The 25,295-nt window shown below is 68.6% G+C and carries 23 protein-coding genes; 10 read left to right on the forward strand and 13 right to left on the reverse strand.

Annotated features, from left to right (window positions below):
- Positions 1-76: 76 nt before the first annotated feature.
- The gene (locus KB221_07760) at positions 77-475 is read right to left on the reverse strand and encodes a DUF5990 family protein (protein WIY68012.1); all 399 of its coding nucleotides are present in this window, start codon (positions 473-475) and stop codon (positions 77-79) included.
- A gap of 45 nt (positions 476-520) precedes the next feature.
- Here KB221_07760 and KB221_07765 point away from each other — a divergent pair, with 45 nt between their 5' ends.
- On the forward strand, positions 521-1,084 hold the full coding sequence (locus tag KB221_07765) for a hypothetical protein (protein WIY68013.1): 564 nt from the start codon (positions 521-523) through the stop codon (positions 1,082-1,084).
- A 1-nt stretch (position 1,085) separates the two neighbouring features.
- Here KB221_07765 and KB221_07770 read toward each other — a convergent pair whose 3' ends face one another.
- On the reverse strand, positions 1,086-1,649 hold the full coding sequence (locus KB221_07770; GenBank protein ID WIY68014.1) for a superoxide dismutase family protein: 564 nt from the start codon (positions 1,647-1,649) through the stop codon (positions 1,086-1,088).
- Positions 1,650-1,773: 124 nt separating this feature from the next.
- Here KB221_07770 and gyrA point away from each other — a divergent pair, with 124 nt between their 5' ends.
- From gyrA to KB221_07795, 5 genes are read left to right on the forward strand one after another with little or no spacing between them, the layout of a single operon-like run.
- Positions 1,774-4,560, forward strand: a complete 2,787-nt coding sequence (gyrA, locus tag KB221_07775; GenBank protein WIY68015.1) for a DNA gyrase subunit A — start codon at positions 1,774-1,776, stop codon at positions 4,558-4,560.
- A gap of 3 nt (positions 4,561-4,563) precedes the next feature.
- Positions 4,564-5,367 carry an aminotransferase class IV gene (locus tag KB221_07780; protein WIY68016.1) on the forward strand — a complete coding sequence of 268 codons (804 nt, stop codon included), beginning with the start codon at positions 4,564-4,566 and terminating at the stop codon, positions 5,365-5,367.
- A 50-nt stretch (positions 5,368-5,417) separates the two neighbouring features.
- A complete protein-coding gene (coaD, locus tag KB221_07785) occupies positions 5,418-5,900 on the forward strand; it encodes a pantetheine-phosphate adenylyltransferase (protein WIY68017.1) in 483 nt (160 codons plus the stop codon).
- A 1-nt stretch (position 5,901) separates the two neighbouring features.
- A complete protein-coding gene (locus KB221_07790; GenBank protein ID WIY68018.1) occupies positions 5,902-6,756 on the forward strand; it encodes a peptidylprolyl isomerase in 855 nt (284 codons plus the stop codon).
- A 29-nt stretch (positions 6,757-6,785) separates the two neighbouring features.
- On the forward strand, positions 6,786-7,661 hold the full coding sequence (locus KB221_07795; GenBank protein ID WIY70888.1) for a peptidylprolyl isomerase: 876 nt from the start codon (positions 6,786-6,788) through the stop codon (positions 7,659-7,661).
- On the opposite strand, the gene KB221_07800 is transcribed toward KB221_07795, so the two are convergent.
- Entirely contained in the window at positions 7,658-8,767 is a 1,110-nt protein-coding gene (locus KB221_07800; GenBank protein WIY70889.1) for a Ppx/GppA phosphatase family protein, read from the reverse strand. The two genes, KB221_07795 and KB221_07800, sit on opposite strands and share 4 nt — an antisense overlap.
- 147 nt (positions 8,768-8,914) lie before the next feature.
- On the opposite strand from KB221_07800, the gene hspQ reads away from it, so the two are divergent.
- From hspQ to KB221_07815, 3 genes are all read left to right on the forward strand, one after another.
- Complete coding sequence (gene hspQ, locus KB221_07805) at positions 8,915-9,229, forward strand: heat shock protein HspQ (protein ID WIY68019.1); 315 nt, start codon at positions 8,915-8,917, stop codon at positions 9,227-9,229.
- 82 nt (positions 9,230-9,311) lie between these two features.
- Entirely contained in the window at positions 9,312-10,187 is an 876-nt protein-coding gene (gene phhA / locus KB221_07810; GenBank protein ID WIY68020.1) for a phenylalanine 4-monooxygenase, read from the forward strand.
- 80 nt (positions 10,188-10,267) lie between these two features.
- Positions 10,268-10,819, forward strand: a complete 552-nt coding sequence (locus tag KB221_07815; GenBank protein WIY68021.1) for a hypothetical protein — start codon at positions 10,268-10,270, stop codon at positions 10,817-10,819.
- Here the strand turns inward: KB221_07815 and KB221_07820 are convergent.
- The 8 genes from KB221_07820 to KB221_07855 are packed head-to-tail and all read right to left on the reverse strand — an operon-like array spanning position 10,816 to position 18,603.
- Positions 10,816-12,090: an MFS transporter gene (locus KB221_07820; protein ID WIY68022.1), complete on the reverse strand. Its 1,275-nt coding sequence runs from the start codon at positions 12,088-12,090 to the stop codon at positions 10,816-10,818. The two genes, KB221_07815 and KB221_07820, sit on opposite strands and share 4 nt — an antisense overlap.
- Complete coding sequence (locus KB221_07825) at positions 12,087-12,518, reverse strand: hypothetical protein (GenBank protein ID WIY68023.1); 432 nt, start codon at positions 12,516-12,518, stop codon at positions 12,087-12,089. Before KB221_07825 ends, KB221_07820 begins: the two co-directional genes overlap by 4 nt.
- Positions 12,519-12,531: 13 nt before the next feature.
- Positions 12,532-13,077 (reverse strand): GNAT family N-acetyltransferase, encoded by a 546-nt coding sequence (locus KB221_07830; GenBank protein ID WIY68024.1) that lies wholly within the window; start codon positions 13,075-13,077, stop codon positions 12,532-12,534.
- 32 nt (positions 13,078-13,109) lie between these two features.
- The gene (locus KB221_07835; GenBank protein ID WIY68025.1) at positions 13,110-13,574 is read right to left on the reverse strand and encodes a GNAT family N-acetyltransferase; all 465 of its coding nucleotides are present in this window, start codon (positions 13,572-13,574) and stop codon (positions 13,110-13,112) included.
- Positions 13,575-13,579: 5 nt separating this feature from the next.
- Complete coding sequence (gene astB, locus KB221_07840; protein WIY68026.1) at positions 13,580-14,917, reverse strand: N-succinylarginine dihydrolase; 1,338 nt, start codon at positions 14,915-14,917, stop codon at positions 13,580-13,582.
- Positions 14,914-16,332, reverse strand: coding sequence for a succinylglutamate-semialdehyde dehydrogenase (gene astD / locus KB221_07845; protein WIY68027.1), 1,419 nt, complete (start codon positions 16,330-16,332; stop codon positions 14,914-14,916). Before astD ends, astB begins: the two co-directional genes overlap by 4 nt.
- Before the next feature lie 8 nt (positions 16,333-16,340).
- Complete coding sequence (locus tag KB221_07850; GenBank protein WIY68028.1) at positions 16,341-17,348, reverse strand: arginine N-succinyltransferase; 1,008 nt, start codon at positions 17,346-17,348, stop codon at positions 16,341-16,343.
- A gap of 4 nt (positions 17,349-17,352) precedes the next feature.
- Positions 17,353-18,603 carry a hydrolase gene (locus tag KB221_07855; protein WIY68029.1) on the reverse strand — a complete coding sequence of 417 codons (1,251 nt, stop codon included), beginning with the start codon at positions 18,601-18,603 and terminating at the stop codon, positions 17,353-17,355.
- 108 nt (positions 18,604-18,711) lie between these two features.
- Between KB221_07855 and KB221_07860 the strand changes: the two genes are divergently transcribed.
- Entirely contained in the window at positions 18,712-19,239 is a 528-nt protein-coding gene (locus KB221_07860; GenBank protein WIY68030.1) for a hypothetical protein, read from the forward strand.
- A gap of 7 nt (positions 19,240-19,246) precedes the next feature.
- On the opposite strand, the gene KB221_07865 is transcribed toward KB221_07860, so the two are convergent.
- On the reverse strand, positions 19,247-23,497 hold the full coding sequence (locus KB221_07865; GenBank protein ID WIY68031.1) for a translocation/assembly module TamB domain-containing protein: 4,251 nt from the start codon (positions 23,495-23,497) through the stop codon (positions 19,247-19,249).
- Entirely contained in the window at positions 23,494-25,284 is a 1,791-nt protein-coding gene (locus KB221_07870) for an autotransporter assembly complex family protein (protein ID WIY68032.1), read from the reverse strand. Before KB221_07870 ends, KB221_07865 begins: the two co-directional genes overlap by 4 nt.
- Positions 25,285-25,295 lie beyond the last annotated feature (11 nt).

Consider the following 25,295-nt stretch of genomic DNA (forward strand, 5'->3'; position numbering starts at 1 on the left):
TTACCTTTGCGACGGCGAAAGCCGCTGAAATGAGAGGCGCGGAACATACTCAGGCGCGCTCCAAAGTCAACGCCGGTCAGACAGGCCGCCATCCGATGACCGGACGCACCGTGGCGCAGGCGGGGGAACCGTCTTTGCCGCGCCCCGGAAGATGGACCTCCAGCAGGGCGTCGGGGGCCAGCAGGGAGCTCGGGATGTCGTGGATGTCGATCTTGGCGCGCCGGCTCCAGGCCGCGTCATGGTCCCCCGCCGAAGTGCCGATGCGGATGTAGACGAAGCGACGGGCATGGCCTTCCCGCCGAACAAAGGGTCCGGTCATCCGGCCGTCGGGCTGCAGGGTGATCGGAACCTCGAACACCAGCGGGCCTTCGCCGGCGGTGCGGGGCTCGAACGGCATGTCGTCCTTCTGCAGGCTGTAGCGCACGCCCGGAACAGGATCGTCGATGATGAGGCGAAGCGTCACGGTGTCGGCCATGGCGTCAGATTAGGCGAGCCCCTTTGTTCGGGCTAGGCTCGGCAAATGAAACAGATCGTCGCTCTCGCCGCCGCCGCCTTCGCCCTGTCAGCCTGCGCCACCGTGCCTGCGGCCGCGCCGCAGCAGGACGCCTTCATGGCCAGTCTCAATGGCCTGTGCGGCCAGCGATTCGAGGGGCGGGTGGTGACCTCGGACGCCGCTGACGCCGATTTTGCCCGGTCCCGCCTGATCATGCATGTGCGCGACTGTTCGGCCGATGAGGTCCGCATTCCATTCTGGGTCGGCGAGGACAGGTCCCGGACCTGGGTGATCAGCCGCAATGAAGACGGCGGCCTGACCCTGAAACACGATCACCGCGACCCGCAGGGCAATCCGGACGGCCTGCACTGGTATGGCGGCGACACGACCTCGGCCGGGACGGCGAACCGGCAGGAATTCCCGGTCGATGAATTCTCCATCGAGCTGTTCAATGCCGGCAACGCCTCGGTCTCGACCACCAATGTCTGGGCGGTCGAGGTCCATCCGGGCCGGATCTATGCCTATGAGCTCCGCCGCCCGAACCGATATCTGCGGGTCGAGTTCGATCTGACGCGGCCGCTGGCCGACTAGCCTAGCCCGCCGCCATCACCCCGCAGGCGACCCGGGCTCCGGCACCGCCGATGGGTTGGCTGGTGTGATCGTCGGCATTGGCGTGGATGACCAGGGACGAGCCGTCCGAGTCCCACAACCACTGGCCGGGACCCTCGGAGGCGATGCGGGCGCGGGTGGTGAAGACCTCGACGTTCACCCGACCGCCGGCGTCGGCGAAGATATTGGGCAGGTCGCCGTCGTCGGGCCCACCTGCGTTCAGCAGGCCGTGAGGCGCTTGCGGATCCCCATGATTGACGTGGGCTCCGGCCGAAGTGAAGGGCGTCTCGCACTGGCCCGTCGCGTGGATGTGCACGCCGTGCCATCCCGGCGCCAGGCCATCAGCCTCGATCCGGATCAGCAGGCCCGTGGCCCCCTGGGTGAGGACCGCCCGCCCGATCCGGGTGCCCGAGGCATTGATCAGGGACGCCTCGCCGAAAGCGCCTGGCGCGGCGCGTGGCGGCGTGACGGACACGTCATTGGCGGTGACGCTGATACAGCCCGAGAGGGCGGCGGCGAGAGGCAGAAGGGCGAGGGTGGCGCGCATGGTCGGTGTCCTTGTCCGGGCGGGGCTGGGGGGCGTGGCGCCGCTTTGCCACGGCAGTCCCCGGATGCTAGAAAACCGGTTCGCGGATCACGTTCCGATTCCGGCCATTTAAAGCCTGATTTCCTTGACTGACGACAGCTATAACGACGCACTGCCCCCGGCTTCGGGCGGCGGCGGCGACATCTCCACCATCACCATCGAAGACGAGCTGAGACGCTCGTATCTCGACTACGCCATGAGCGTGATCGTGAGCCGCGCCCTGCCGGACGCGCGTGACGGGCTGAAGCCCGTGCACCGCCGCATCCTGTATTCGATGCACGACCTGAAGATGACCCCGGACCGGCCCTATTCGAAATGCGCCCGCGTCGTCGGCGACGTGCTCGGCCGCTTCCACCCGCACGGCGACGCCTCGGTCTATATGGCGCTGGTGCGCATGGCCCAGCCGTTCTCCATGGGTTTGATGCTGGTCGATGGCCAGGGCAATTTCGGCTCGGTTGACGGCGATATGCCGGCCTCGATGCGTTACACCGAGGCCCGGATGGCCCCGGCGGCCTCGGCCCTGCTGACGGACATCGACAAGGACACGGTCGATTTCCAGCCGAACTACGACGAGAAGGAACTGGAGCCCGTCGTCCTGCCGGCGCGGATCCCCAACCTGCTGGTCAATGGCGCGGGCGGCATTGCCGTCGGCATGGCCACCAACATCCCGCCGCATAACCTGGGCGAGATCATCGACGCCTGCGTCGCCCTGCTGGACGACCCGAACATCAGCGACGACGCCCTGCTCGACATCGTTCCCGGTCCCGACTTCCCGACCGGCGGTGAGATCATGGGCCGGACGGCGCCCCGTAACGCCCTGCGCGACGGCCGCGGCTCGGTCGTGGTGCGCGGCCAGGCGACGATCGAGACGATCCGGAAGGACCGCGAGGCCATCGTCGTCACCCAGCTGCCCTATCAGGTCAACAAACAAACCCTGATCGAGCGCATCGTTGAAATGGTCCGCGAGAAGCGGATCGAGGGCATTTCCGATGTCCGCGACGAATCCGACCGCGACGGCATGCGGATGGTCATCGAGCTGAAGCGCGACGCCTCGGCCGATGTGGTCCTGAACCAGCTGTGGCGCTTCACCGCCATGCAGAGCTCGTTCGGCGTCAACATGCTGGCGCTGAACCATGGCCGCCCGATCCAGATGGGTCTGCGCCAGCTGCTGGAGGCCTTCCTCGAATTCCGCGAGGAAGTGGTCGTCCGCCGCATCAAGTTCGAACTGGCCAAGGCCCGTGACCGCGGCCATGTGCTGGTCGGTCTGGCCGTGGCCGTGGCCAATATCGATGAGGTCATTCACATCATCCGCAGCTCGGCCGATCCGGCCGAGGCGCGCGAGCGGCTGCAGGCCAAGAGCTGGCCGGTGGGCGACATGATCGCCCTCATCGAGCTGATCGCCGACCCGCGCTCCATGCTGGTCGACGGCGACAAGCTGAACCTGACCGACGAACAGGCCCGCGCCATCCTGGGCCTGACCCTCAGCCGCCTGACCGGCCTCGGCCGCGACGACATCTTCGGCGAGGCCCGCGGCCTGGCCGACACCATCCAGGGCCACCTGACCCTGCTGAGCGACCGCGCCAACATCCTGGCCGTCATCCGCGAGGACCTGCTGGTCGTGCGCGGGGAGTTCGCAGTTCCGCGGCGGACCCTGATCGGCGAGGGCGACTATGAGCTGGAAGACGAGGACCTGATCCCGCGCGAGGACATGGTCGTTACCGTCACCCATGGCGGCTACGTCAAGCGCGTCGCCCTGAACGCCTATCGGACCCAGCATCGCGGCGGCAAGGGCCGCTCGGGCGTGGCGATGAAGGAGGACGACGCCGTCGTCGGCGTCTTCTCGGCCTCGACCCACACGCCGGTGCTGTTCTTCGCCACCAACGGCAAGGCCTACAAGCTGAAGACCTGGCGCCTGCCGCTGGGCAATCCCCAGTCACGCGGCAAGGCCTTCGTCAATCTGCTGCCCATCGAGCCGGGCGACAGCATCATGAACGTCCTGCCCCTGCCTGAGAACGAGGCGGAGTGGGGCGATTACGACATCATGTTCGCGACCAAGTCCGGCGACGTGCGGCGGAACAAGCTCAGCGACTTCGCCACCGTCAACCGGGCCGGCAAGATCGCCATGAAGCTGGAGGACGGCGACCACATGGTCGGGGTCGCCCTGTGCACCGCCGAGGACGACGTCATGCTGACGACCGCCCTGGGCCGCGCGATCCGCTTCAAGGCCGACGATGTCCGGGTCTTCAAGGGCCGGGACTCGACCGGCGTCCGCGGCGTCCGTCTGCAGAAGGACGACGAAGTCATCTCCATGGCCGTGCTGGGCCGGGTCGACGCGACGCCGGACGAACGGGCCGCCTATGTCAAACACGCCTCGGCCATGCGCCGGGCGGCGGACGGGGCCGAGGACGAACCGGTCGTGGCGGCCGATGACGAGGGCGACGAAGCCGCGGGTGAAGCCATCCTCTCGACCGAGCGGATCGCCGAGCTGGGGGCCGCCGAACAGTTCATCCTCACGGTCACCGAGACCGGCTTCGGCAAACGCTCCTCGGCCTATGAGTACCGGCGGACGGGCCGGGGCGGGCAGGGGCTTACGGCCCACGGTCTGGGCGGTCGGGCGGGCACGCGCCTGGCGGCCTCCTTCCCGGTTGAGGACAGCGACGAACTGTTGCTGGTGACCTCGGGTGGCCAGATGATCCGCACCCCGGTCGGCCAGGTCCGCATCGTCGGCCGGTCCAGCCAGGGCGTCACCATCTTCCGCACTGCCGACGGCGAAAAGGTCGTCTCGGTCGAGCGGCTGCCTGACAGCGGTGGCGATGGGGATCCGGTCGAAGGTGAAGGTATTGAGCCGGGCACCGGGGACGGCGAAGCCTGATCCGTGGCGGGCGCCGTTGAACTGAGTGTCGACGGCGCGCCGGCTACACCCGGCGACCTCGCGCATGTCGCCCTGATCAACTACGGCGCCTACACCTCGTTCCGGGTGGAGCAGGGTGGCGTTCGCGGCCTCGACCTGCATCTGGCGCGGCTGGAGGCCGAGGCGGTTGAACTGTTCGGCGAGGCTGTCGGGAAGTTCCGGCTGCGGGACTTCATTCGGAACGCCGTCGCGGGCCGGGAAGACTGCTGGCTGCGGGCCAGTCTGTTCTCGCCAGACGTCAGCCCGCGGACGCCGGACTGGCAAGGCACGCCGCGCGTCATGATCGCTGTGTCGCCGCCGCCGCCGCCGCTCGCCGACCGCCCGCGCCTGCAACTCCAGCCCTATGTGCGGGAGGCGGCGCAGCTGAAGCATGTCGCCACCTTCGGCCTGATCCGCGCCCGCCGCGCGGCGCGGGCCGCCGGATTTGACGACGCCCTGTTCGTGGATGGTGAGGGCCGGATTTCGGAGGGCAGTCTGTGGAACATCGGCTTTGTTTGCGGTGACGAGGTCGTCTGGCCCCAGGCCGCGATGTTGGCAGGCGTGGCACAGGCCCTGGTTCACGAGGGTCTGGCCGGTGTCGGCCTGACCGGGCGCACGGCACCGGTTCCGGCCGGTGATCTCGCCCGCTTCGATGCAGCCTTCCTCTGCAATAGCGCCACCCCGGCCTGCGCCATCGCGGCGATCGGCGATCAGGCCTTCCCATCACCGGCGGGCCTGATCGAGCGGCTGCAGCACGCCTGGGCCTCGAACCCGGTCCAGCCACTCTAGGCCAGCCGTTTGGTGCCTGCTAAACCAAGGAAGAGACGGGGAGGAAAGTGATGCGCATCGGCCTGTATCCGGGCACGTTCGACCCCGTCACCAACGGGCATATGGACATCATCGGGCGTGCGGTGAAGCTGGTCGACCGGCTGGTCATCGGCGTCGCCCGTAATGATGAGAAGGGCCCGATGTTCACGACCGATCAGCGGGTCGAGATGGTCCGGGCCGAGGTCGCCCACCTGGGGCCGAAGGTCGAGGTGCGGCCCTTTGCCAGTCTGCTGATGCATTTCGCCGAGGAACTCGACGCCGGCATCATCGTGCGGGGACTCCGCGCCGTCGCCGACTTCGAATACGAGTTCCAGATGACGGCGATGAACCAGCGCCTCAATGCCGACATCGAGACGGTCTTCCTGATGGCCGATCCACGGCACCAGGCCATCGCCTCGCGTCTCGTCAAGGAGATCGCCCGGCTCGACGGTGCGATCGACAGTTTCGTCAGCCCCGCCGTCGCCGAAATGGTGCGGGCCAAGGTCAAGGGTTAGAATGAACGTCAAGATCGCCATCGCCGCCGCGCTTTCGACGGCAGTTCTCGCTGCGTCAGGCCCTGTCGTGGCCCAGACGGCGTCGCCGGAATGGCGCACCATCGCGCCCGAGAACCTGCTCATCATCGACACGGCCAAGGGCCGCATCCTGATCGAGCTTGAGCCGCGGATGGCACCCCTGTCTGTCGAGCGTATCCGCACCCTGGCCGACCAGGGCTTCTATGACGGGTTGAAGTTCCACCGGGTCATCTCGGACTTCATGGCCCAGACCGGCGACCCGCTGGGGACCGGAGAGGGTGGCAGCGAACTGCCGGATATTGATGGCGAGTTCCAGTTCCGGCGCGGCCGTGATCTGGGGTTTGTGAACGTGGCTACGGGTCAGGCGGGACTGCTGGGCTTTGCCGGGTCCATGCCGGTCTTCACCCAGCCCGACGCCCAGATGATGGTCACGGCCGACTTCAAGACCGCGGCGCAGGCCCTGTTCTGCCCGGGCGTTCTGGGTATGGCGCGCAATCAGGACCCGCACAGCGCCAACAGTCAGTTCTTCATCATGACCGGAAGCAATGAGAGCCTGAATGGCCTCTATGCGCCGTTCGGTCGTGTCCTGGCCGGACTGGATGTGGTCCGGGCGCTCAAGCCGGGCGCCGAGGCCGCCAATGGCCGGGTCGAGGATCCCGATCTGATGACCCGCGCCCGCACCGCTGCCGCCCTGCCGGAACGGCAGCGCCCCGTTGTCCGGGTCAGAACGACGTCCAGCCCGGCCTTCACCGCCATGGTGGAACAGGTGCGGACCGAACGTGGCGCGCGCTTCACCGTGTGCGATATTCAGCCGATTGCCGAGGTCACGGGCGGATGATCCGCCCAGGGGAGGTTGCCGTGAAGACCATAGCCGGCCTCGCGGCCCTGTCCGTCCTGATCGCCGGATCCGCGCTGGCGCAGGAGGTCGGCGGCCTGCCGCCCCCGCCGCCAGCTCCGGCGACGACCGTGGTCCTTCCGGAATGGCGCGCGGTCCCCGCGGAAAACCTGCTGGTGATCGACACGACGCGCGGCCGCATTCTGGTGGAGCTGGTGCCGGAAGTGGCGCCCCTGCATGTTGAGCGGATCAGGCTGCTCGCGCGCCGGGGCTTCTATGACAATGTGCCGTGGCATCGGGTCATCGACTGGTTCATGGCCCAGACGGGCGACCCCTTGGGCAATGGCGAGGGCCAGAGCCCCTATCCCGACCTGAAGGGCGAGTTCACCTTCCGCCGCGACAGCGCCATGCCGTTCGCCGCCGTCGCCGAACCGTCGGGTGCTCGGATCGGCTTCTTCCGTTCCCTGCCGGTCCAGACCCAGCCTGACGCGGCCTTTGCCCTGACCGGCGACGGCAAGGTGCACGGCTGGGGCCTGTATTGCCCCGGTGTGGCGGGCATGGCCCGCGACGAAGGCAATGACACCGCCAACAGCCAGTTCTTCCTGATGCGCCAGGCCTATCCGGCGCTGGACAAGCGCTACTCCATCTGGGGCATGACGGTGTCGGGCCTCGACGTCGTGCGGTCCCTGCGGGTCGGCGACGGTGACAACGGCATGGTCACGGCCGAGCCGGACCGGATGACGCGGGTGCGGATCGCGGCCGACATCGCGGAGGCCGAGCGGCCGGGCGTGCAGGTGCTGGCGACGGATTCTCCGAGGTTCCGGGCCATGGTGGACCAAACCCGCACTGCTCGCGGGGCGGACTTCTCGGTCTGCGACATCAGCTTGCCGGTTCAGGTCACGAACTAGGATCGGCCCCGGCGGCGTCTCCGGTTCGGTTTCCGGTCCTCACGCATCTGCTGCAGCAGCAGGCCTTCGCGCAGGCCGCGGTCGGCAACACGGACCCGTTCCGAGGGCCAGGCACGCTGGACGGCTTCCATGATGGCGGCGCCGGCCAGGACCAGGTCGGCGCGATCCGGACCGATGCAGGGCTCTGCTGCGCGACCGGCGGCACCCAGGCGCTTCAGGGTGTCGGCGGCAGCCTCGCAGTCGCGCCGGGTCATCCAGAGACCATCCACCAGATTGCGCTGATAGCGGCGCAGACCCAGGTGAATCCCCGCCAGACTGGTGATGGCCCCCGAAGTGCCGACCATGTGGGCACGACCGCTCACAAACAGCTCTCTCAATGCGGGATTGACCGGTGCCTCTGCGATCGCGACGCCCATGTCGACGACCATGGCCTCATACCAGTCCTCAAGGCCGCCATCGGGCTCCGGATGGCGCTCGGCGAGCGTGACGACCCCCACTGGCGCTGACATCCAGCCCTCCAGCACGAAGCTGTCGCCGCGTTTCGAGAGCCAGTTCAGCTCGGTCGATCCGCCGCCGACATCGACCACCAGCACCGCCTCGGCCGAGTTGTCGAAAAGGTTCAGGCAGCCGCGCACGGCAAGGCGGGCCTCCTCGACCGGGTCGATGATCCGCAGTTTGAGGCCGGTGCCCACGCGCACGCGTTCAATGAAGGCAGGACCGTTTTCGGCCTGACGACAGGCCTGGGTGGCCACCGCCATGAGGCGCGAGGAGTCGACGCCCTTTTTTGCGACCCGTTCGCCGCACAGCATCAGGGCCTCATAGGCCCGGTCCATGGCTGCGTCATCCAGCCGGCCGGTCCGTGACAGGCCTTCGCCCAGACGCACGATGCGGCTGAAGGAATCGACGACGCGAAAGCCGTCTCGCGCCGGCTTTGCAATCAGCAGCCGGCAGTTGTTGGTCCCGAGATCGAGCGCGCCATAGAGCGGCGCATCGCGACCTGACGCTCCTGGGTCCCCGGCGGCACCGTTCGCGGCGCGCTGCCCATCGGACCTTCGGGGCTGGGACCGGTCGTCACGCCGTGGCGGCGCGCCGTCGGTCTCCGGCATGGGCCGAACTTTCATGGTGGGCGGTCCGAAGCGGCGCCCGTCCCAGACACTCTAGGACTGTGCAGTGCTCCACGCCAAGCGTGTCTGTCGCGAAAATGAACAGCATGCTGCAGACGAGGCTCAGGTTCGGTCAGGCACTCTCTCGCCATGACCCAGGAAACCGTTGCAAAATTCGGGCTCGGCCAGATCGTTCGTCACCGCGACGCCGCCTTTCGCGGCGTGGTGATCGACATCGATGCCTCCTACGCCGGCCTGCCCGGCGAAACGGGCGAGGTCACCCCGGATCAGCCCTTCTACCAGGTCCTCGCCATCGGCCCGGACGGCGGCTTCATCGCCTATGCGGCCGAAGCGGCGCTGGAGCAGGATCCGGAGCTGTCTGCGCTTACGCGTGAAGCCGAGACGCGCTGGTTCACGGTCGACTCCCGGGGCCGCCACGCGCCCCGGGCCCACGCCATTCACTAGGCCGACTCTGGCGCGTGCGGCGCGAGGGGCCTAGATTGGGAGCAAGGGCCTTTGAGAGCCCGCAGGTTGCAGGAGCAGGTCCATGTCCGACTTCGAACATGTGTTCGACGCGCCCCCGGAAGGTGCCGCGGCCGACTGGACGATCCCGCAGGACTGGGCCGCCTATACCGAGGTTGAGCACCGGACCTGGGACACCCTTTACGCCCGACAGATGAAAATCCTGCCCGGCCGGGCTGCGGATGTCTTCCTCAAGGGGCTGACCGCCCTGGACCTCAACACCGGCGGCATCCCGGATTTCGCGGTGATGAACCCCAAGCTCCGGGCCCTGACCGGCTGGACCGTTGTCTGCGTGCCGGGCCTGGTGCCCGATGACGTGTTCTTCGACCATCTGGCCAACCGCCGCTTCCCCTCGGGCCAGTTCATCCGCAAGCCCGACCAGCTCGACTATCTCCAGGAGCCCGACATCTTCCATGATGTTTTCGGCCACGTTCCGATGCTCTCTGACCCCGACTTCGCCGACTATATGGAGGCCTACGGCAAGGGCGGTCAGCGCGCGGCCTCGCTGGGCGTGCTCCAGAACCTCGCCCGGCTGTATTGGTACACCGTGGAGTTCGGCCTGATGCAGGACACGAACGGGCTCCGCATCTACGGGGCCGGCATCGTGTCTTCCGCGACCGAGAGTGTCTTCTCCCTCGAGGATGCGTCTCCAAACCGCCTCGGCTTTGATCTCGAGCGTGTGATGAAGACCCTCTACCGGATCGACGACTTCCAGCAGGTCTATTTCGTCATCGACACCATCGAACAGCTGAAGGCCGAGACGTTGAAGGATTTTGGCCCCATCTACGAGCGACTGAAGGGGGCCGACGCCATCGCCATCGACGCGATCCTGCCGACCGACCGGGTTTTCACGCGCGGGACCCAGGCCTATGCGGCGCGCGGCGGCCGGTTCGCGGCCTGACTGAACCTGATTCGCGGCGTCCGCCGCTTGTGGTGAGGCACCCGGCGGCGAAGATGGAGGCTTCCCGGAGGAGGCACGCCATGAAGTCTGTCATGTTGTTCACTGCGGCCGTCGCGGTCGCCCTGGTCATTGCCGACGATGCCCAGGCCCAGTCCCGTAACCGCACGCTGGCCGACGGCCGGGTTCTGACAATCCCGGGCTCGATCACGGACTGCCGTCTGACCGGGTCGCCGGCCGACACGCCGGCGCAACTCGCCCTCGACTTCGACTGCCAGGCCCCCTCGCGGGAGGGCGGGCCCGCGGATACGTCCGGGCAGGCGGGGCTCGTCATTCTGGGCCAGGCAGGCGCCATCTCGCCCGACGCCTTCCTGGCGGGCCAGCTCGAAACCTGGTGGCCCGGGATCGACGCCGCGGGGCGCGCGTCCAATATCCGGCGATCGCGCAAGGCGACGGCGAACGGCGAGGCGGCCGTGGTCTGCATTCACCGGGACGATATCGCGGCGCTTGCCGGTGACGCCGTCTGCGTTCTCGATCAGCCCAGGATTCAGGTCTTGATCGCCGGCCGATCGACCATGGCCCTGACCGCCGACAATGTGGTCGATACCCTGATGAAGGGCATGACTCTGCGCTAGTCGTGTGTAATCAGGCTGTTGCGGCCCGTGTCTCGCATCCGGATGTAGGTCAGTAGCGACACGCCGATCAGGCCGGTGACGTACCAGAAATAGACGCTCTCCATCCCTTCGCCCTTGAACCAGAGGGCGGCGTATTCCGCCGTGCCGCCGAACAGGGCGTTGGCGATGGCATAGGGCAGGGCGACGCCCAGCGCGCGGATATGGGCCGGGAACAGCTCCGCCTTCACCACGGCGTTGATCGAGGTGTAACCGCTGACGATGATCAGGGCCGCCATGGCCAGCAGGAAGGCCATGAAGGGGCTTTCGACACCCGAGAGCGCGGTCATGATCGGCACGGTGAACAGCACACCCGCCACGCCGAAGGCGATCATCACCGGCCGCCGTCCAACCCGGTCCGACAGGGCCCCCACGGCCGGCTGCAACAGCATGAAGACGAACAGGGCCGCGGCGCTGACCTCGGTCGCCGTCGCCTTGGAGAAGCCGCTCGTATTGACGAGGAATTTCTGCAGGTAGGTCGTGTAGGTATAGAAGGCGATCGTCCCGCCCGCCGTCAGGCCGAGCACCATCAGCGCCTCCTTCGGATGCTTCAGGATCAGCAGCAGGGCGCTGGATTTCGGTGCCTCGTTCGCATCGGTGGCGATGAAGGCGGAGGTCTCGTCCAGCCGCCGCCGCAGCCAGAAGACGACCACAGCCAGCGCCGCGCCGACGAAGAATGGAATGCGCCAGCCCCAGGCCGCCAGATCGCCTTCGGCCATGGTCTTCTGCAGCACGATCAGCAGCAGCAGGGCCAGAAGTTGCCCGGAAATCAGGGTCACATACTGGAAACTGGACCAGAAGCCGCGATGCTTCGCCGTGGCCATCTCCGACAGATAGGTGGCCGAAGAGCCGTACTCGCCGCCCACGCTGAGACCCTGCAGCATGCGGGCGAACAGCAGCAGGGCAGGGGCGGCCAGGCCGATACTCCCATAGCCGGGCGTGCAGGCGATGATCAGGCTGCCGGTGCACATCAGGGTGACGGACAGGGTCAGGCCCGCCTTGCGCCCCTTGCGGTCCGAATAGACGCCCATGACCCAGGCCCCCACGGGCCGCATCAGGAAGCCGACGGCGAAGACCGCTGCCGCGCTGAGCAGCTGGGCGGTGCTGTCGCCCTCGGGGAAGAAGATCGGGGCGAAATAGACGGTGAAGGCGGCATAGGCGAACCAGTCGAACCACTCGACCAGATTGCCGGCCGACCCGCCGATGATGTTGCGCAGGCGCCGGGCGGGGGTCATGGCAGGGTCCTCCATGCGGTCAGGGTTCCGATGGCATAGGTCAGGCCGAAGACCAGCACGAATGCCGAACTGATCCATGCAAAGGCGTAGGCGCGGCCGGTCCGGATCATCACAACCGGCACAAACACCACGGCGCGGATCAGGTAGACGGCGCTGATCGCGACAAGGGCGGGGCGAAGCAGGGGGAGGGGCGGCAACCGGCCGGCCCCTGACAGGGCGTAGGCCGACCAGACCGCCAGCACCGCCGCGATGCCGAGGGTGATCAGCGTGGCCGACGCCGCACCCTGCTCGGCCAGTCGAACCATACGCTTGCCGGCACCAAAGAAGGCGTACCAGCGCGGCCCGCCGATGATGATGGCCAGATGGGTTAGCGATGCCGCCGCGCTGAGCGCGCCGCCGGCCAGCAGCCATGGGTTGGAAATCAGCAAGCCCTGCTCCCCTTTATCGCGGGGCATCATCCAGCCGTTTGCCCATTCTGACCAGCGGCACGGGCGCGCCGCCGCGGTCGTCCTCGAACCGTTCGATCTCGCGATATCCCGCGGCGAGGTACAGAGGCTCACCACCCATCGTCGCGACCAGTTCGGCGCGGTCATAGCCCGCGGCCCGGGCGGCGGCCTCGCACAGGTCGAGGATCAGCCGGCCGATGCCCCGGCGGACGAACTCGGGGGCGGTGTACATGGCGCGGATGCGGGCGGCGTCGACGCCGGGCGTGAGGGGGGCAGGCTTCCGTCCGGGTGTGTGGTCGCCGCCGTACTCGGTGATCCGCCCGCTCCAGCCGCCGCAGCCCGCGAGTTCGCCGTCAGCCTCGACGAGGACATAGGTCCGGTCGGCGATGATCTGGCTGTCGATCCCCATCAGCTTTCGGCTGGCGGCGATCTGGTCCGGTGTCAGGAAGGCGGCCAGCGGCCCGGAGATCGACCGGTCCACAAGGGCGACCAGCGCCGGAATATCGACCTCGGTGGCAGTGCGGTGCGTGAAGTCGGCCACGGGTCTCGCTCCTGAACGCCCTGAAATCCGGCCTAGGTCCGCTCTCTGGCCATGTAGACGAGTTCGATACCCTCGTCCGACCATCGCCGCTCAAACTCCTCGAATCCGAGCAGCCAGTACAGGGCGATATGGCGCTCGCTCTTGGCACCGGTGAACAGCTCGAAGCGGCGCACGGACGGCGGCGCATGCTCCTGTACCGCCTTGATCAGGCGGACGCCGAACCCCGTACCCTCGCGGTCCGGCGCGACCACCAGCCGCCCCATATGACCCACGGAGCCTTCGATGCGGATCCGGGCAGATCCGACAATGCGATGCCCGTCGACCGCCGCCAGGACGATCTCCGACCGGATAGCCTCGGCGACCTGGTCCAGGGTTTCCAGGAGGGGCGGCAGGAACGGGTCGCGATACAACTGGGCCGTGGTCACATAGGCGGCCCGCTGCAGCGTCAGGAGCTCCCCGGCGTCCGCCTCGACGGCCCTGCGCAGAACGACGGCCATGCGAGTCAGCCCCGCTGGAAGGGATAGAAGCCACCGCCGAGGTCGAGCAGGCCGGTCAGTTCGTCCAGTGCGACGCGGCTCTCTTCCAGCAGGGCGGGATCGGCCAGGTCGGCGGCCGTCAGCCGGTCGCGGTAGTGTCTGGCACCCCAGACCGACAGCCTGCCGTGCAGGTCGTCGGTCAGCCGCATGGCCGGGTTGGCCGCCGCCTGTTCGGCCTCGGTCAGCACCACCCGCAGGCGCAGGCAGGCCGGCCCGCCGCCGTTGCGCATCGACTGGCGTACATCGACGTATTCGACCTTGCCGATGGGCCCGTTCGAGGCGGCCAGCCGCTCGGCCACCGCATGGCTGCGCGGGTTGTCCCGGGTCTCGGTCGGGCAGATCAGGGTCAGGCGGTCCTCGCCGGGAATCCGCACCAGCATGGAGTTGAACAGATAGCTGGAGATGGCGTCGGCCAGGGGCAGGTCCGCGGAGTACACCTCGACGAAGATCGGCTCGAACCGGTCTCCGGCGGCGGCGCGGATGGCGGCCTTCGTGCCGGCCGTGTCCTCGAAGGCCAGCTCGTGGAAGAACAGCGTCTCCAGCGCCCCGACGCAGACCACGTCATTGTGGAAGGTGCCGCCGGCGATGGCCGCCCGCGACTGGCGGGCCAGCACCGCGCCGGACGCGCCATGACGGCTCGCGACGGCCTGCGAGGCCTCGCGCGTCTGGCGGGCCGGGAAGGCGTCGGCCCAGGGCTCGAAGGCCTCGCGGCCCCAGACCAGCAGATTGACCCCCGGCTCGCCATGGTCGGCGCAAAGGCGAACGTGATTGGCCGCGCCCTCGTCGGCGAGGTGGGCGACAGAGGGCAGGGCGTCATGCACCGCGAAACGGTCGGGATCGGGGAAAAGGGCGTCCAGCGACCGCTTCGTCTGTTCGTGCTCCAGCGAGCGGTGCAGGTTGGTGACCAGATTGGCCGGGGTGAAATGCACCCGGCCGTCGGCGCTGTCGGCGCTGGGCGTCACCGTAGCGGCATTGGCGGCCCACATGGGCGAGGCAGAACAGGCGGCGGCGGCGAAGGACGGCGCGTCCTTCCACGCCTGTTCCAGCACCCGGGCGTCGGAGCCCGTGAAACCGAGGCTGCGCAGGAAGGGGATATTCGGCCGCTCATGCGGCGGCAGGACGTATTGCGGCAGGCCGAGGTCGGCCAGGGTCTTCATCTTGTCGAGACCCTGTAGCACCGCCGCGCGCGGGTTTGAGGCTTCGCCCTTGTTCAGGCTGGACGCGAGGTTGCCCGGCGACAGGCCTGCATAGGAGTGCGTCGGCCCGATCAGGCCGTCAGCGTTGGCTTCAACAGCTGAGGTCACGTCTTCAAGCCCTTGATCTCGCTTTCGATGTTCTTCACCGCACTCGCCTCGAAACTGGCCACCGGATAGGCGCAGTAGTCGGCGGCATAGTAGGCCGACGGCCGGTGATTGCCGCTGGCCCCGAGGCCACCGAAGGGCATGTCGCCGGCGGCGCCCGTGGTCGGGCGGTTGAAGTTCACGACGCCCGCGCGGATGCGGCGGATGAAGCGGTCCCAGTTGGCCGGGTCGTCGCTGACCAGACCGGCGGACAGGCCGTAGCGGGTGGCATTGGCGGCCTCGATGGCGGCCTCGAACGAACCGACGCGGGTCACCGCCAGGAAGGGGGCGAACATCTCTTCGTCGGGCACGGCGATGCCGGTGACGTCGATGATGGCGGGGGCGACAAAGGCCCCCGGCAGATTGCCGACCGGGCCCGAGGCGCGGATGACCTTCGCGCCCATGTCGATCCGGTCCTGCAGCGCCTTCAACGCGGCTTCCGCCGCCTTCACCGAGATCAGCGGCCCGGCATAGGGCTCGGGCGTCGAATTCCACGGGGCGAGGATCAGCCGCTCGACCATGGCGTTCACCGCCTCGACGATGGCATCGCCCTGCGGCCCGTCCGGCACGATCAGGCGGCGGGCGCAGGAACAGCGCTGGCCCGTCGTCACAAAGGCCGACTGGACCACAATTCCGGCCACGGCCTCGGCGTCGGCGGCGTCCCAGACCACCAGCGGATTATTTCCGCCCAGCTCCAGCGCCAGGATGACATGCGGATCATCGGCGAATTTGCGCCGGAAATGCGCGCCCGCCGCGCCCGAGCCGGTGAACATCAGGGCGTCGATGCCGCTGTCCAGCAGGGCCGCGCCGGTCTCGCGGCCACCCTGGACGACATTGACCACGCCCTCGGGCATGTCCGCGTCGGCGAAGGCTTCGGCCATGAGCTGGCCGATGAAAGGCGTCTCTTCGGACGGCTTGAACACCACCGTGTCGCCCGCCAGCAGGGCCGGGACGATGTGGCCGTTGGGCAGGTGGCCGGGGAAGTTGAACGGCCCCAGCACTGCCGCCACGCCATGGGCGCGGTGACGCAGGGTAGCGTGGCCGAAGCCGGTCTCGGCCGTGCGCTCGCCCGTGCGTTCGTCATAGGCGCGGATCGAGATGTCGACCTTGCCGGCCATGGCGCCGAGTTCGGCCGTGGTCTCCCAGAGAGCCTTGCCGGTCTCTCTGGAGATCGCCTCGGCCATCTGCGGGGCGCGGGTCTTCAGCACAGCCTGATAGCGTTTGACGGCGTCGATCCGGTCCTGACGCGGGCGGTCGGCCCAGTCCGGGAAGGCGGCGCGGGCGCGGTCGGTCGCGGCCTGGACCTCTGCGGCGCTGGCGGCGGTGCCCTCCCAGACGGTCTCGCCGGTGGCGGGGTCGATGGATTTGAAATGGGTCATGCTGTCGCTCACGTCTTCACCCGCACCGTATCGCCCGCCCGGACCCGCAGCGCGTCCGCGGTCTCGTCGTTCAGGGTGACGACGTCGCCCTCGATCACCGCGCGCTGGCGCACGGAGCGGAAGCCGCCGACGCTGTCGGTCGAGATCAGGGCGGGCAGGTCGGCCTCGACCTCCTGCGCCACCGCCACCTTCAGGCTCCGGGCGTCGCGCACGGTGCGGATGTTGTCGCGGCCGCAGGTTACCGTCGGACCGGCGTCAAAGATGTCGATCAGGCCGTTGGGCCGGAAGCCCTCGCTCTCCAGCAGGGCCATGGCGGGCACGCCCTGCGGATGCACCTTGCCGATCACGGCGCGGGCGGGCTCGGGCAGCAGGTCCATATAGATCGGGTGGCGCGGAGCCAGGTCGAGGATGAACTGCTTGTCGGTCGAGCCGGTCATCCGGTCCGCCTCGTCGAAATCCATGGGGAAGAATTTGTGCGCGACATGGTCCCAGAACGGGCAGGCGCCGTCCGGCGTGAAGACGCCGCGCAGTTCGGCCAGCACCGTGTCGGCGAACAGATCCGGCTCGGCCCCGATCAGCATATAGCGTGACTGGCTCAGCAGGCGTCCGGCCCCACCCTTGCGCCGGTCGGCCTTGAGGAACAGGGAGCCGACCTCGCTCCAGCCGGTGCATTCATTGACCAGCACCAGCGTCTTCTGTTCCAGCTTGATGCCGAGCGAGGGCGAAGACTGGGTGTTGGTCACCACGCGGAAGGAGAAGAAGGGCCGGTTCAGACCCACCGCCGCCTTGACCGAGCCAATGCCGTCGACGTCGCCGGTCTCGGTCTCCTCCAGCATGAGGGTGTACCAGCGGTGCTGAGGGTCCATCTTGCCGGCGAAGCTGTCGCGGCTCAGGTCGAGCCGTTCGGCCAGTTGGTCGGGGTCTTCGGGCAGGCTGGTGAAGCCTGGCCCCGACAGGATGGCCAGCTCCAGCAGGAAGTCGAGGTCGGCAGGGCCGGCGGGTCGGACGACGAGCATGGGGTTACATCGTCTCCAGACGCAGGGCTTTGAGTTTCAGCGCGTCGATCTCGCCCGAGGCGATCTTGCACAGGATCAGGGCGCTCAGCTGGGCGCGTTCGACGAAGCTGGCGGGCCAGGCGAACTCCTGATCCGAATGGATGTCGCCGCCGAGGACGCCGAGGGTGTCGATATTGGGCAGGCCGGCCGCGTGCAGATTGTTGCCCTCGCAGACGCCGCCCGACGGCTTCCAGGCGATGGGCTGGCCCAGCAGGGCACCGGTCTCGCGCACGGCCTCGAACAGGGCCGTCTGGCTGGCGTCCATCGGCTTGGGCGCACGGGTCATGCCGCCATGCAGGTCCAGCGTCAGGCCGGGGAAGGGGGGCTCGGTCGCAATCTGGCGCACGGTCTCGGCGATCCAGGCCGATGACTGGGCGTCGGGGACGCGGACGTTGAAACGAACGACGGCATTGTCGGCGACGACGTTGAGGGCGCCGCCGCCGCTGATCTTCGCGACATTGACGGTCACGCCCTCGCGCTGGCCGTTCAGGGCGTGCAGGCGGGCGGCGATCATGGCCGCACCGGCCACGGCATTGGCACCCTCATGGAAGGCCCGGCCGGCGTGGGCCGCCTTGCCGGTGACGATCAGGTGGTAGTTGCCGCTGCCCTTGCGCGCGCCTGCGAGGGTGCCGTCGGCCAGCGCCGGCTCATAGGTCATGCCGACATGGCCGCGCGCGCCCAATGCCGCCAGCAGCGGCGCCGAGGCGGGCGAACCGATCTCCTCATCGGGCGAGAGCAGCACGGTCCAGCCGACACGCGCGCGGTCCGGATGGGTCTCGAACGCCTCCAGCGCCGCGAGCAGGACGGAGATGCCGCCCTTCATGTCGGCGATCCCCGGGCCGTTCAGCGCGCCGTCCGCACGGGTCACGACCGTCTGGAACGGGCTCTCGGCCGGGAAGACGGTGTCATAGTGGCCGGTCAGAACGACCTGGATCGGGGCGTCTGGGCGGGCGGTGATCTGCAGGGCGTCGGCATGGGCCTCGGCCCGTACCGCGCCATCATCACCGACCGTCGTCGATCCCTGCGTCGGAAGGCGCACGACCTCGGCCGGCAGGCGGCGCGCCTCGGCTTCCAGCAGGGCCAGCACCTCGGCCAGACCACCGGCGTGACGGCTGCCTGAATTGACATTGGCCCAGTCGACGGCGCGGCCGACGATGGCAGTTTCGCGCGCTGCGACATGGTCGAGCACGATCTGGTCGGGGGGCAGAATCCGCATACCGGCGAACCCTAGCGGTCCGGACCGGAAAGGTGAAGGCGAGCCATGGGTTTCGCCCTGGGCGCGAGCGGGCTAGGCTTCGATCATCTTCAAGGGAGGAACCCACCAATGACTGACTGGATCAAGGCGTCGAATCCGACGGCATCGATCACCACCGAGGCCGAGGCGATCGGTGCCGCCCGTGCCAGCGCCCTGGCGATCTTCCTGGGCGTGATCTGGGGCGGCGTCGGTGTCTTCATGCTGATGAGCGGCGGCTCCGCCGAGATCGAGGCGGCCATGGCCCAGGCCTCCGCTGATGCGCCGGAAATGGCCGGCATGGGCGGCGCGGTGATGCAAATCGCCATGTGGAGCGCGATTGGCCTCTGCGTCATTCAACTCGTTCTGGGCCTGGTGCAGTGGGCCAAGCCCAACATCGTCATCCCGATCATCTTCGCCATGCTGGTGGCCTTCGGCCTGGTGTCCGGCGTCTTCGGGATGATGATGGCTGGACAGGAAGGCATGCCGGAAACGGCCGCGACGCCGACCTGGCAGGTCTATGTCGGGTTCGTGATCCTGGTCGTCCAGCTGGTGCTGCACATCGCTGGCATTCGCGGCGCTCGCGCGCTCGACCGGATCCGCATGGCGGCCGCCCAGTAGGCAGCCATCACGGGTTCGGGCGCCGGTCCTCGCGACCGGCGCCCGCCTCGCGTGACTGACGTCGCCAGCGGATCGACAGGCTGGCGTCGCCCTGTCCCCCGAATTTCGAACTCACTGTCAGGTTCCGGCGGACCTGCCATTCGACATTGACCGCCGCACCGTTCTCGCCGCCGCCGATGATCTCGAGATAGACGTCATCGGTGATGTAGCGGCCCCCGGCGACCGTCAGGCTCGAGGCCTCGCCGCCGAAGGACAGCCGGTCCAGTCCGGCCAGTTCCCTCAGATTTCCGATCACATCGAAGCCGCCGCCCCCGGCCAGGGCCGCCACGCCCGCGGCGAGCTGGGCCGCCTCGAACGCTGACAACTGGGAGGCCGAGCGCCCGAACAGGACCTGGGACAGGATTTCGTCCTGGGGCAGGGCAGGGGTCGAGGTCAGGACGATCTCGGGCCGCGCCGCCGTGCCCGTGACGCGGATGGTGGCGGTCAGGGACGGGTCATCGCGGGTGGCGGTCAGGTTCAACCGGATCTGCTCCGGGTTGGTCGACAGGGTCACGGTTCCGCGCTCGTCGAAGACAAACCGTTTGCCGGCGAAATCATAGTCACCGCGCACCACACGGGCTGTGCCGCTCAGCGTCGGTCGGGCGATGGTGCCGGTCACGCGGGCGTTGACGTTCATCTCGACGTTGAGCCCCCGCCCGATCACGCGGACATCGCCACCGGGCGAGCGCAGGGCGATGTCGAGGCCGAACTGCAGACCGCGCTGACGGTTCTGTTCCTCTTCAGGCACGTCGCCGCCCGGCCGGTTGATCTCGATCACATCCATACGGACGATCCCGTTCGATCCGGGCGGATTGGCCTGGATGCGCGCCTGGTCGATATCCATCTCGCCGCTGAGGGTGATGTTGCCCTCTGTGCCGCGGGTCACGGTCAGGAGGCCCGATGCCTTGGCCTCGGCTATGTCATTGTCGATGATTCGGAAGCGGTTCAGCAGCAGCTGGAAGCTGGAGCCGGAGCCCTCCTTCAGGCCGATCCGCCCGTTTCCGCTGATCGACCCGCCTGCGCCGTCGACGGCGCTGAAGCTCTCGACCAGCCCCGTTGTGTCGTCGAACCGGCTGGCCAGGGCGACATTGTCGAGCAGGACACCTGTGGCGCTGTCCCGGAAACGGCCCTGTTGCAGGTCCAGTCTTCCGTTGAGGCGGGGCTCGGCCATGGAACCGGCGATGGTGGCGCGGGCGTTGACCTGGCCCGAGAGCGAGCGTTCGCCGCCGGCCAGCAGGTCCCAGATCGGCTGGATCTGGCCCTGGATCGAGATCTCTCCCGACATGTCGCGGGTGCGGATAATCGCCAGCCGCAGCGGAGCCGCGGAGGCCTCGACCGGCAGGGTGATATCGGCCGCGGCCCGGACGGCGTCCCCGTCAGCGGCCTGCGCCTGGATGCGCAGGGTGTTGTTGACCAGAAGGGCGTTCAGCGTGCCGTCGACCGCGATCCCGCGTGGAGCGTCCACGCTGCGCATATCGTCGAGGGTGATGTTGGCCGACCCCGACAGGTCCTCGCCGGCGCCGCGCAGCGACAGACGGCCGGTGACCCGTCCGCGCATGTCCTGGACCAGCGAGCCGAGGTCGACGCTGGTCAGATTGGCCTCGATGATCGCGGCCCGGGAATCCTGGCGCAGCTCGCCGAGCAGCACGCCGCCGCCGATGCCGAGATCGACGCGCGCGACCCGTCCGTCGCCGGACAGGGCGATGACCGCCGGGTTGCGGGTGGTGAAGGCGATTTCGCGCACGCGACCGCCGCCTTCGAGAACCACCGTCTGCGACGGGCCGGCGCGCGAATAGACGCCCGTGCCGTCGAACGACACCGGCGTGGCTCCGCCCACGTCGGCCTTCAGCGTGAAGGGCAGGCGCTCCAGCGTACCGCGGCCGTTCAGGTCGAGGGTGCGGACCACCCAGGTCGACCCGGCCAGTCGCACATTGCGGCCGGTCACATTGAGGATCGCCGTCTCGGCCCCGCCACCGTCGGTCAGGCGGATGCGGCCGTCCGCTGTCCCCGATGCCAAGAAGGCACCCGGCCGGGCGGTAAAGGTCAGGTCCGCACTGGAGGGGATGTTGTTCGACAGGTCGATCGCACCCTGGGCGGTCACCCCGCCCGCGTTCAGATCCACCTCGGTCAGCCTCAGCTTGTCCCCGCCGAGGAAGAAGTTTCCGCTGGCCCGGGCCGGCCCGTAGTTCGAACCGGCGGTCAGGGCGATCCGCCCGTCCGAGGCGTCGGGGCCGCGGCGGAAGCTGAGAAGCATCTCGGCGTCGGTCAGGATCAGGGCCCCGGCGCTGACCTTGCCGAAGGATGCGGTCAGGTCGGCGCGCGGCTCTGCGAGGGTCCCGGTCAGGGCTCCCTGGCCGGTCATCGCGCCGTCGATGGCCACGGGGCCGACGCCGAAAGGCCCGGTGGCATTCCAGTCCAGGGCCAGACGCAGGCGGCCGTCGCTTTCGATCAGGCCGCGGGCCGCTGCCGTGCCCTGCGCCCCGGTCAGCTGCGCCCGTTCGACCGCGATCCGGCCCGCGTCCAGCGCACCGGTCAGCTGCAGGCGAGGGGTCGCGCCCAGCAACCGGTCCATCTCATCCATCCCGATCGACAGCCCTCGACCGCGCCCGTCGAAGGTCAGCCGCCAGGGTGCGCCGGTGCGCGCTGTCGAGGCGGAAATCGGTCCTCCAAACCGGCCGCGCGCGCCGGTGCGCAGGCGCGAGGCGTCGGTGATCTCGGCGCGGCCGCGGAAGCCGAGCGCCCCGACGAGATTGCGCCCGCCGGAGCCCGTCACCGTGATGGCCTGCCCGGCCAGATTGACCCGCTCAAGCAGGATGGCTCCGTCCGCCTGACGCAGCGCCTCGAACGACAGGCGCGGCGCGGTGCCCAGAAGGCCGCCGACCAATCCTGCGCTGGACCCGCCGGCGACCCGGATGTCGCCGTCCAGATCGATGCGGCCCTGCCTGACCTGAACGTTCAGCGGTCCCCGCAGACGTTGCGCCCGGTAGCTCGCGACCTCGGCGGCGATCAGGTCGACCGATCCGTCCATGCGCCATTGTGCGGCGTCGCCACGGAATACCCCCCTGTAGGCCGCCGGACCGCCCACGCCCTGACCGACCAGCCGCGTCAACGACCGGGTCGACACATTGAGGGTGATCCCGTCGGGGCTGCTCTGGTCGCTCAGCCTGATCTCGCCGCTGGCGCGCGAGTCGAGATTTTCGGCGATCAGGCGCCAGCCGATGCCGATGCGGCCGTCGTCGTCGCTGTCGCTCGAGGTGGCGAGGCCAAAGCGCACGGTGCGGCCGATCCGCTCGGCGAACGGCGCCAGCAGGTCCGACCCGGAGAAGTCCGCGAAGCCGGAGATTCGGGTGCGGGTCTCGCCATAACGGCCCTTGATCACCAGCGGCACGAAGTCACCGGTGCGCACGACGGCATCGATCACCTCGCCATTGACCAGGGCGGTGGCGAAAAAGGGCTGGTCCGGGGAATAACCCAGCGCGCCGGCCAGCGGTCCGCCGCGGGCCTCATTGGCCCGCAGGTTCAGGCGCAGGTCCTCAAGACCGTCGCCGATCGTTGCGGTCAGGCGCAGGTAGTCGCCCGGGCGGCTGTTGCTGAGGGCATTGACGATCGCCGTCTTGGCACCCTTGCGCGGCACGTTCGCCTCGCCCGAAAGCTTCCAGCGCCCGTACTCCTGGCTGAAGCCCTCCAGCAGTTCGACATCCGCGTTGAACCGGTCGATGTCGATAGACAGAGGCTGCGGGCCCGGCGGCTCGGTCGAGGGCTCGACGTCGGGCCGACGGATCAGGCGGATGACTTCGGCCTCGACCTCGGTGGCATGGAAGCGGCGGGTGATCAGCGGCCACCAGTCCCAGTCGACGCGTACCTTGCGCGCCTCAAGCCAGACGCCCCGGGCGTCGGTGACCGTGACGCGGTCGATGGTGAAGTCGTCGAACAGGTCGCCGCGCACGCCCTCGACATTGATGCGGCCATAGCGGCCGAGCTTCTTGCCGGCGACAAAGCTGGTTACCAGCCCCCGGCCCGAATCCGAGAGCAGATACATCCGCCCGCCGACCGCGAGGACGATGAACAGGGCCGCAAACGCAGCCGCCGCCATGCCGCCGAAGAAGGCCAGGGCCTGCAGGCGCGTGCGCGTCTTCTTGGCCGCTTCGGCCGGCGTTTCAGGCGCATCCACAGGCGCATCCACAGGCGCATCGTCGGGAGGCGGGGCGGCGTCGGTCAAAACGCCTGCCCGATACTGACGTAGATCTGGAAGTCGGCGTCGCCGTCACGCCGGTCCAGCGGGAAGGCGATGTCGGCACGGATCGGGCCGAACGGCAGCTTGTAGCGCACCCCGAAACCCGCGCCGTAGCGCAGGTTGCTGAAGTCGGGGGTCTCCTGGAACCCGATCGCCCCCGCATCGACGAACCCTACGGCCTGGAAATTACGCCAGACGTCGCGCCGGACCTCGATCGATGTCTCGAACAGGCTCAGGCCACCGCGCGGCGTGTTGTCGGGCAGGCGCGGCCCCACGCCCTGGTATTCGAAACCGCGCACCGAGCCGCCGCCGCCGGCATAGAACAGGCGATCGGACGGGACGGTCAGTTCCTCGCCGCCGATGATCGAGCCGATCCGCATGCGCCCGGCCAGGACGGTCTTGCCGCCCGCCTGCAGCGGCAAATAGGCGGTCGCCTGGGCCTCGGTGCGCAGGAACAGCACCGTGTCCTCGCCCGTCACCGCGGTCGGCTGGGCCGATGCGGACAGGCGCCAGCCCGTGACGGGGTCCAGTGGATCGTCCGAGCGATCGATATAGGCGCTGGCCCGTCCGGTCAGGATGACCAGATCGCGGTTGAAGTTCACCGGCATCCTGGTGAGCGGGTCGAACCGGTTCTCGTCATACTGGCCGGTATCGAGGCCGACGCCATAACTGACCCAGGACGTCTTGCCGAGCCGCTGCTGCAGGTCCGCGGAAAGGGCCACAGCGGTGCGCCGGTAGGCGTCCGTATCCTCGTTGAGCAGCGCACCGGACAGTCTCAGCGTCTCCCCGGGGCGCCGCCAGTGGGGCAGGCTTAGCGAGAGGCCCAGCCGGCTGTCGACGTCGGCGGCGCGGGCCTGCCAGACGAGGGTGTCGGCGCGGCCGAAGCGGTTATGCCAGGTCCAGATCAGGTCGAGGCCCGATCCTTCTGCGGTTGAGAACGTGGCCCCGGCCTCGAGAATCCGGCGCGGACGGTCGGTCAGAGTGACGATGATAGGGCGATTGCCGTCGGCGTTGGTCTGGTCGGTCGTCGCCAGGGCCACCCCGACACCGTCATAGACGCCGGTTTCGAGCAGTCGTCGTTCCAGCTCGGCCACGTCCTCCGGATCATAGACGTCGCCCTCGGACCAGGGTGCCAGACCGGCGACCCAATCCGGATGGGTTGGCCCCCGGGTTTCCACCCTCACCCCGTCCAGCCGTACCAGCGGCCCCGCGGCAATGCGGAAAGTCGGCTGGACCGTGAACGCGGCGTGGTCGACCACCACGCGTCGTGGCTGGGCGTCGGCGTCGGCATAGCCCCGGCGGGTCAGTCCGGCGACGATCCGGCCCTCTGCCGAGATGATGTCGCCCGCGCGACCGGGTTGTCCCGCGCTCAGTCCGATCTCGCTGCGCACTGCCGTATCGGTCACCGCATCGGGTGAGGGGGCGGCCCACAGCAACTGCACCTCGGAGAGGGCGAAGCGGCGGCCGGGCGTAACGATCACAACGGCAACCGGTGCCTCATCGCCCTCGACGGAGTCTTCGAGCACCGGCTGGTAATAGCCTTCGGATCGCAACAGGGCCTCGGCGGCCTCCATCGCTCCACGCGCGTGTCGTCTGGCTTCAAACCGGTTGGTGGGCGCGGCGTCGACCTCGCCGACGGCCCGGACCAGCTGTGCGCGCAACCCGGCATCCATCTCGCCGCGAATCTGGGCGCGCGGGTCCGCCATGGCCGCGGACGCCAGCACCAGGGCACCCGCCGTGCTGATAAGGAACAGGGCGGGCCTTGGCGTCAAACTGGAACCTT

The sequence above is a fragment of the Aquidulcibacter paucihalophilus genome (genome assembly GCA_030285985.1).
Lineage (GTDB): Bacteria > Pseudomonadota > Alphaproteobacteria > Caulobacterales > Caulobacteraceae > Brevundimonas.

What these genes read in the sequence shown, in the direction of transcription:
- KB221_07800 (WIY70889.1), bottom strand. Translation starts at nt 8,767, where the DNA reads ATGCCGGAGACCGACGGCGCGCCGCCACGGCGTGACGACCGGTCCCAG.
- KB221_07860 (WIY68030.1), top strand. Translation starts at nt 18,712, where the DNA reads ATGACTGACTGGATCAAGGCGTCGAATCCGACGGCATCGATCACCACC.
- coaD (WIY68017.1), top strand. Translation starts at nt 5,418, where the DNA reads ATGCGCATCGGCCTGTATCCGGGCACGTTCGACCCCGTCACCAACGGG.
- hspQ (WIY68019.1), top strand. Translation starts at nt 8,915, where the DNA reads ATGACCCAGGAAACCGTTGCAAAATTCGGGCTCGGCCAGATCGTTCGT.
- KB221_07850 (WIY68028.1), bottom strand. Translation starts at nt 17,348, where the DNA reads ATGCTCGTCGTCCGACCCGCCGGCCCTGCCGACCTCGACTTCCTGCTG.
- KB221_07820 (WIY68022.1), bottom strand. Translation starts at nt 12,090, where the DNA reads ATGACCCCCGCCCGGCGCCTGCGCAACATCATCGGCGGGTCGGCCGGC.
- phhA (WIY68020.1), top strand. Translation starts at nt 9,312, where the DNA reads ATGTCCGACTTCGAACATGTGTTCGACGCGCCCCCGGAAGGTGCCGCG.
- KB221_07770 (WIY68014.1), bottom strand. Translation starts at nt 1,649, where the DNA reads ATGCGCGCCACCCTCGCCCTTCTGCCTCTCGCCGCCGCCCTCTCGGGC.
- KB221_07790 (WIY68018.1), top strand. Translation starts at nt 5,902, where the DNA reads ATGAACGTCAAGATCGCCATCGCCGCCGCGCTTTCGACGGCAGTTCTC.
- KB221_07855 (WIY68029.1), bottom strand. Translation starts at nt 18,603, where the DNA reads ATGCGGATTCTGCCCCCCGACCAGATCGTGCTCGACCATGTCGCAGCG.
- KB221_07835 (WIY68025.1), bottom strand. Translation starts at nt 13,574, where the DNA reads ATGGCCGTCGTTCTGCGCAGGGCCGTCGAGGCGGACGCCGGGGAGCTC.
- KB221_07815 (WIY68021.1), top strand. Translation starts at nt 10,268, where the DNA reads ATGAAGTCTGTCATGTTGTTCACTGCGGCCGTCGCGGTCGCCCTGGTC.
- KB221_07760 (WIY68012.1), bottom strand. Translation starts at nt 475, where the DNA reads ATGGCCGACACCGTGACGCTTCGCCTCATCATCGACGATCCTGTTCCG.
- KB221_07765 (WIY68013.1), top strand. Translation starts at nt 521, where the DNA reads ATGAAACAGATCGTCGCTCTCGCCGCCGCCGCCTTCGCCCTGTCAGCC.
- astD (WIY68027.1), bottom strand. Translation starts at nt 16,332, where the DNA reads ATGACCCATTTCAAATCCATCGACCCCGCCACCGGCGAGACCGTCTGG.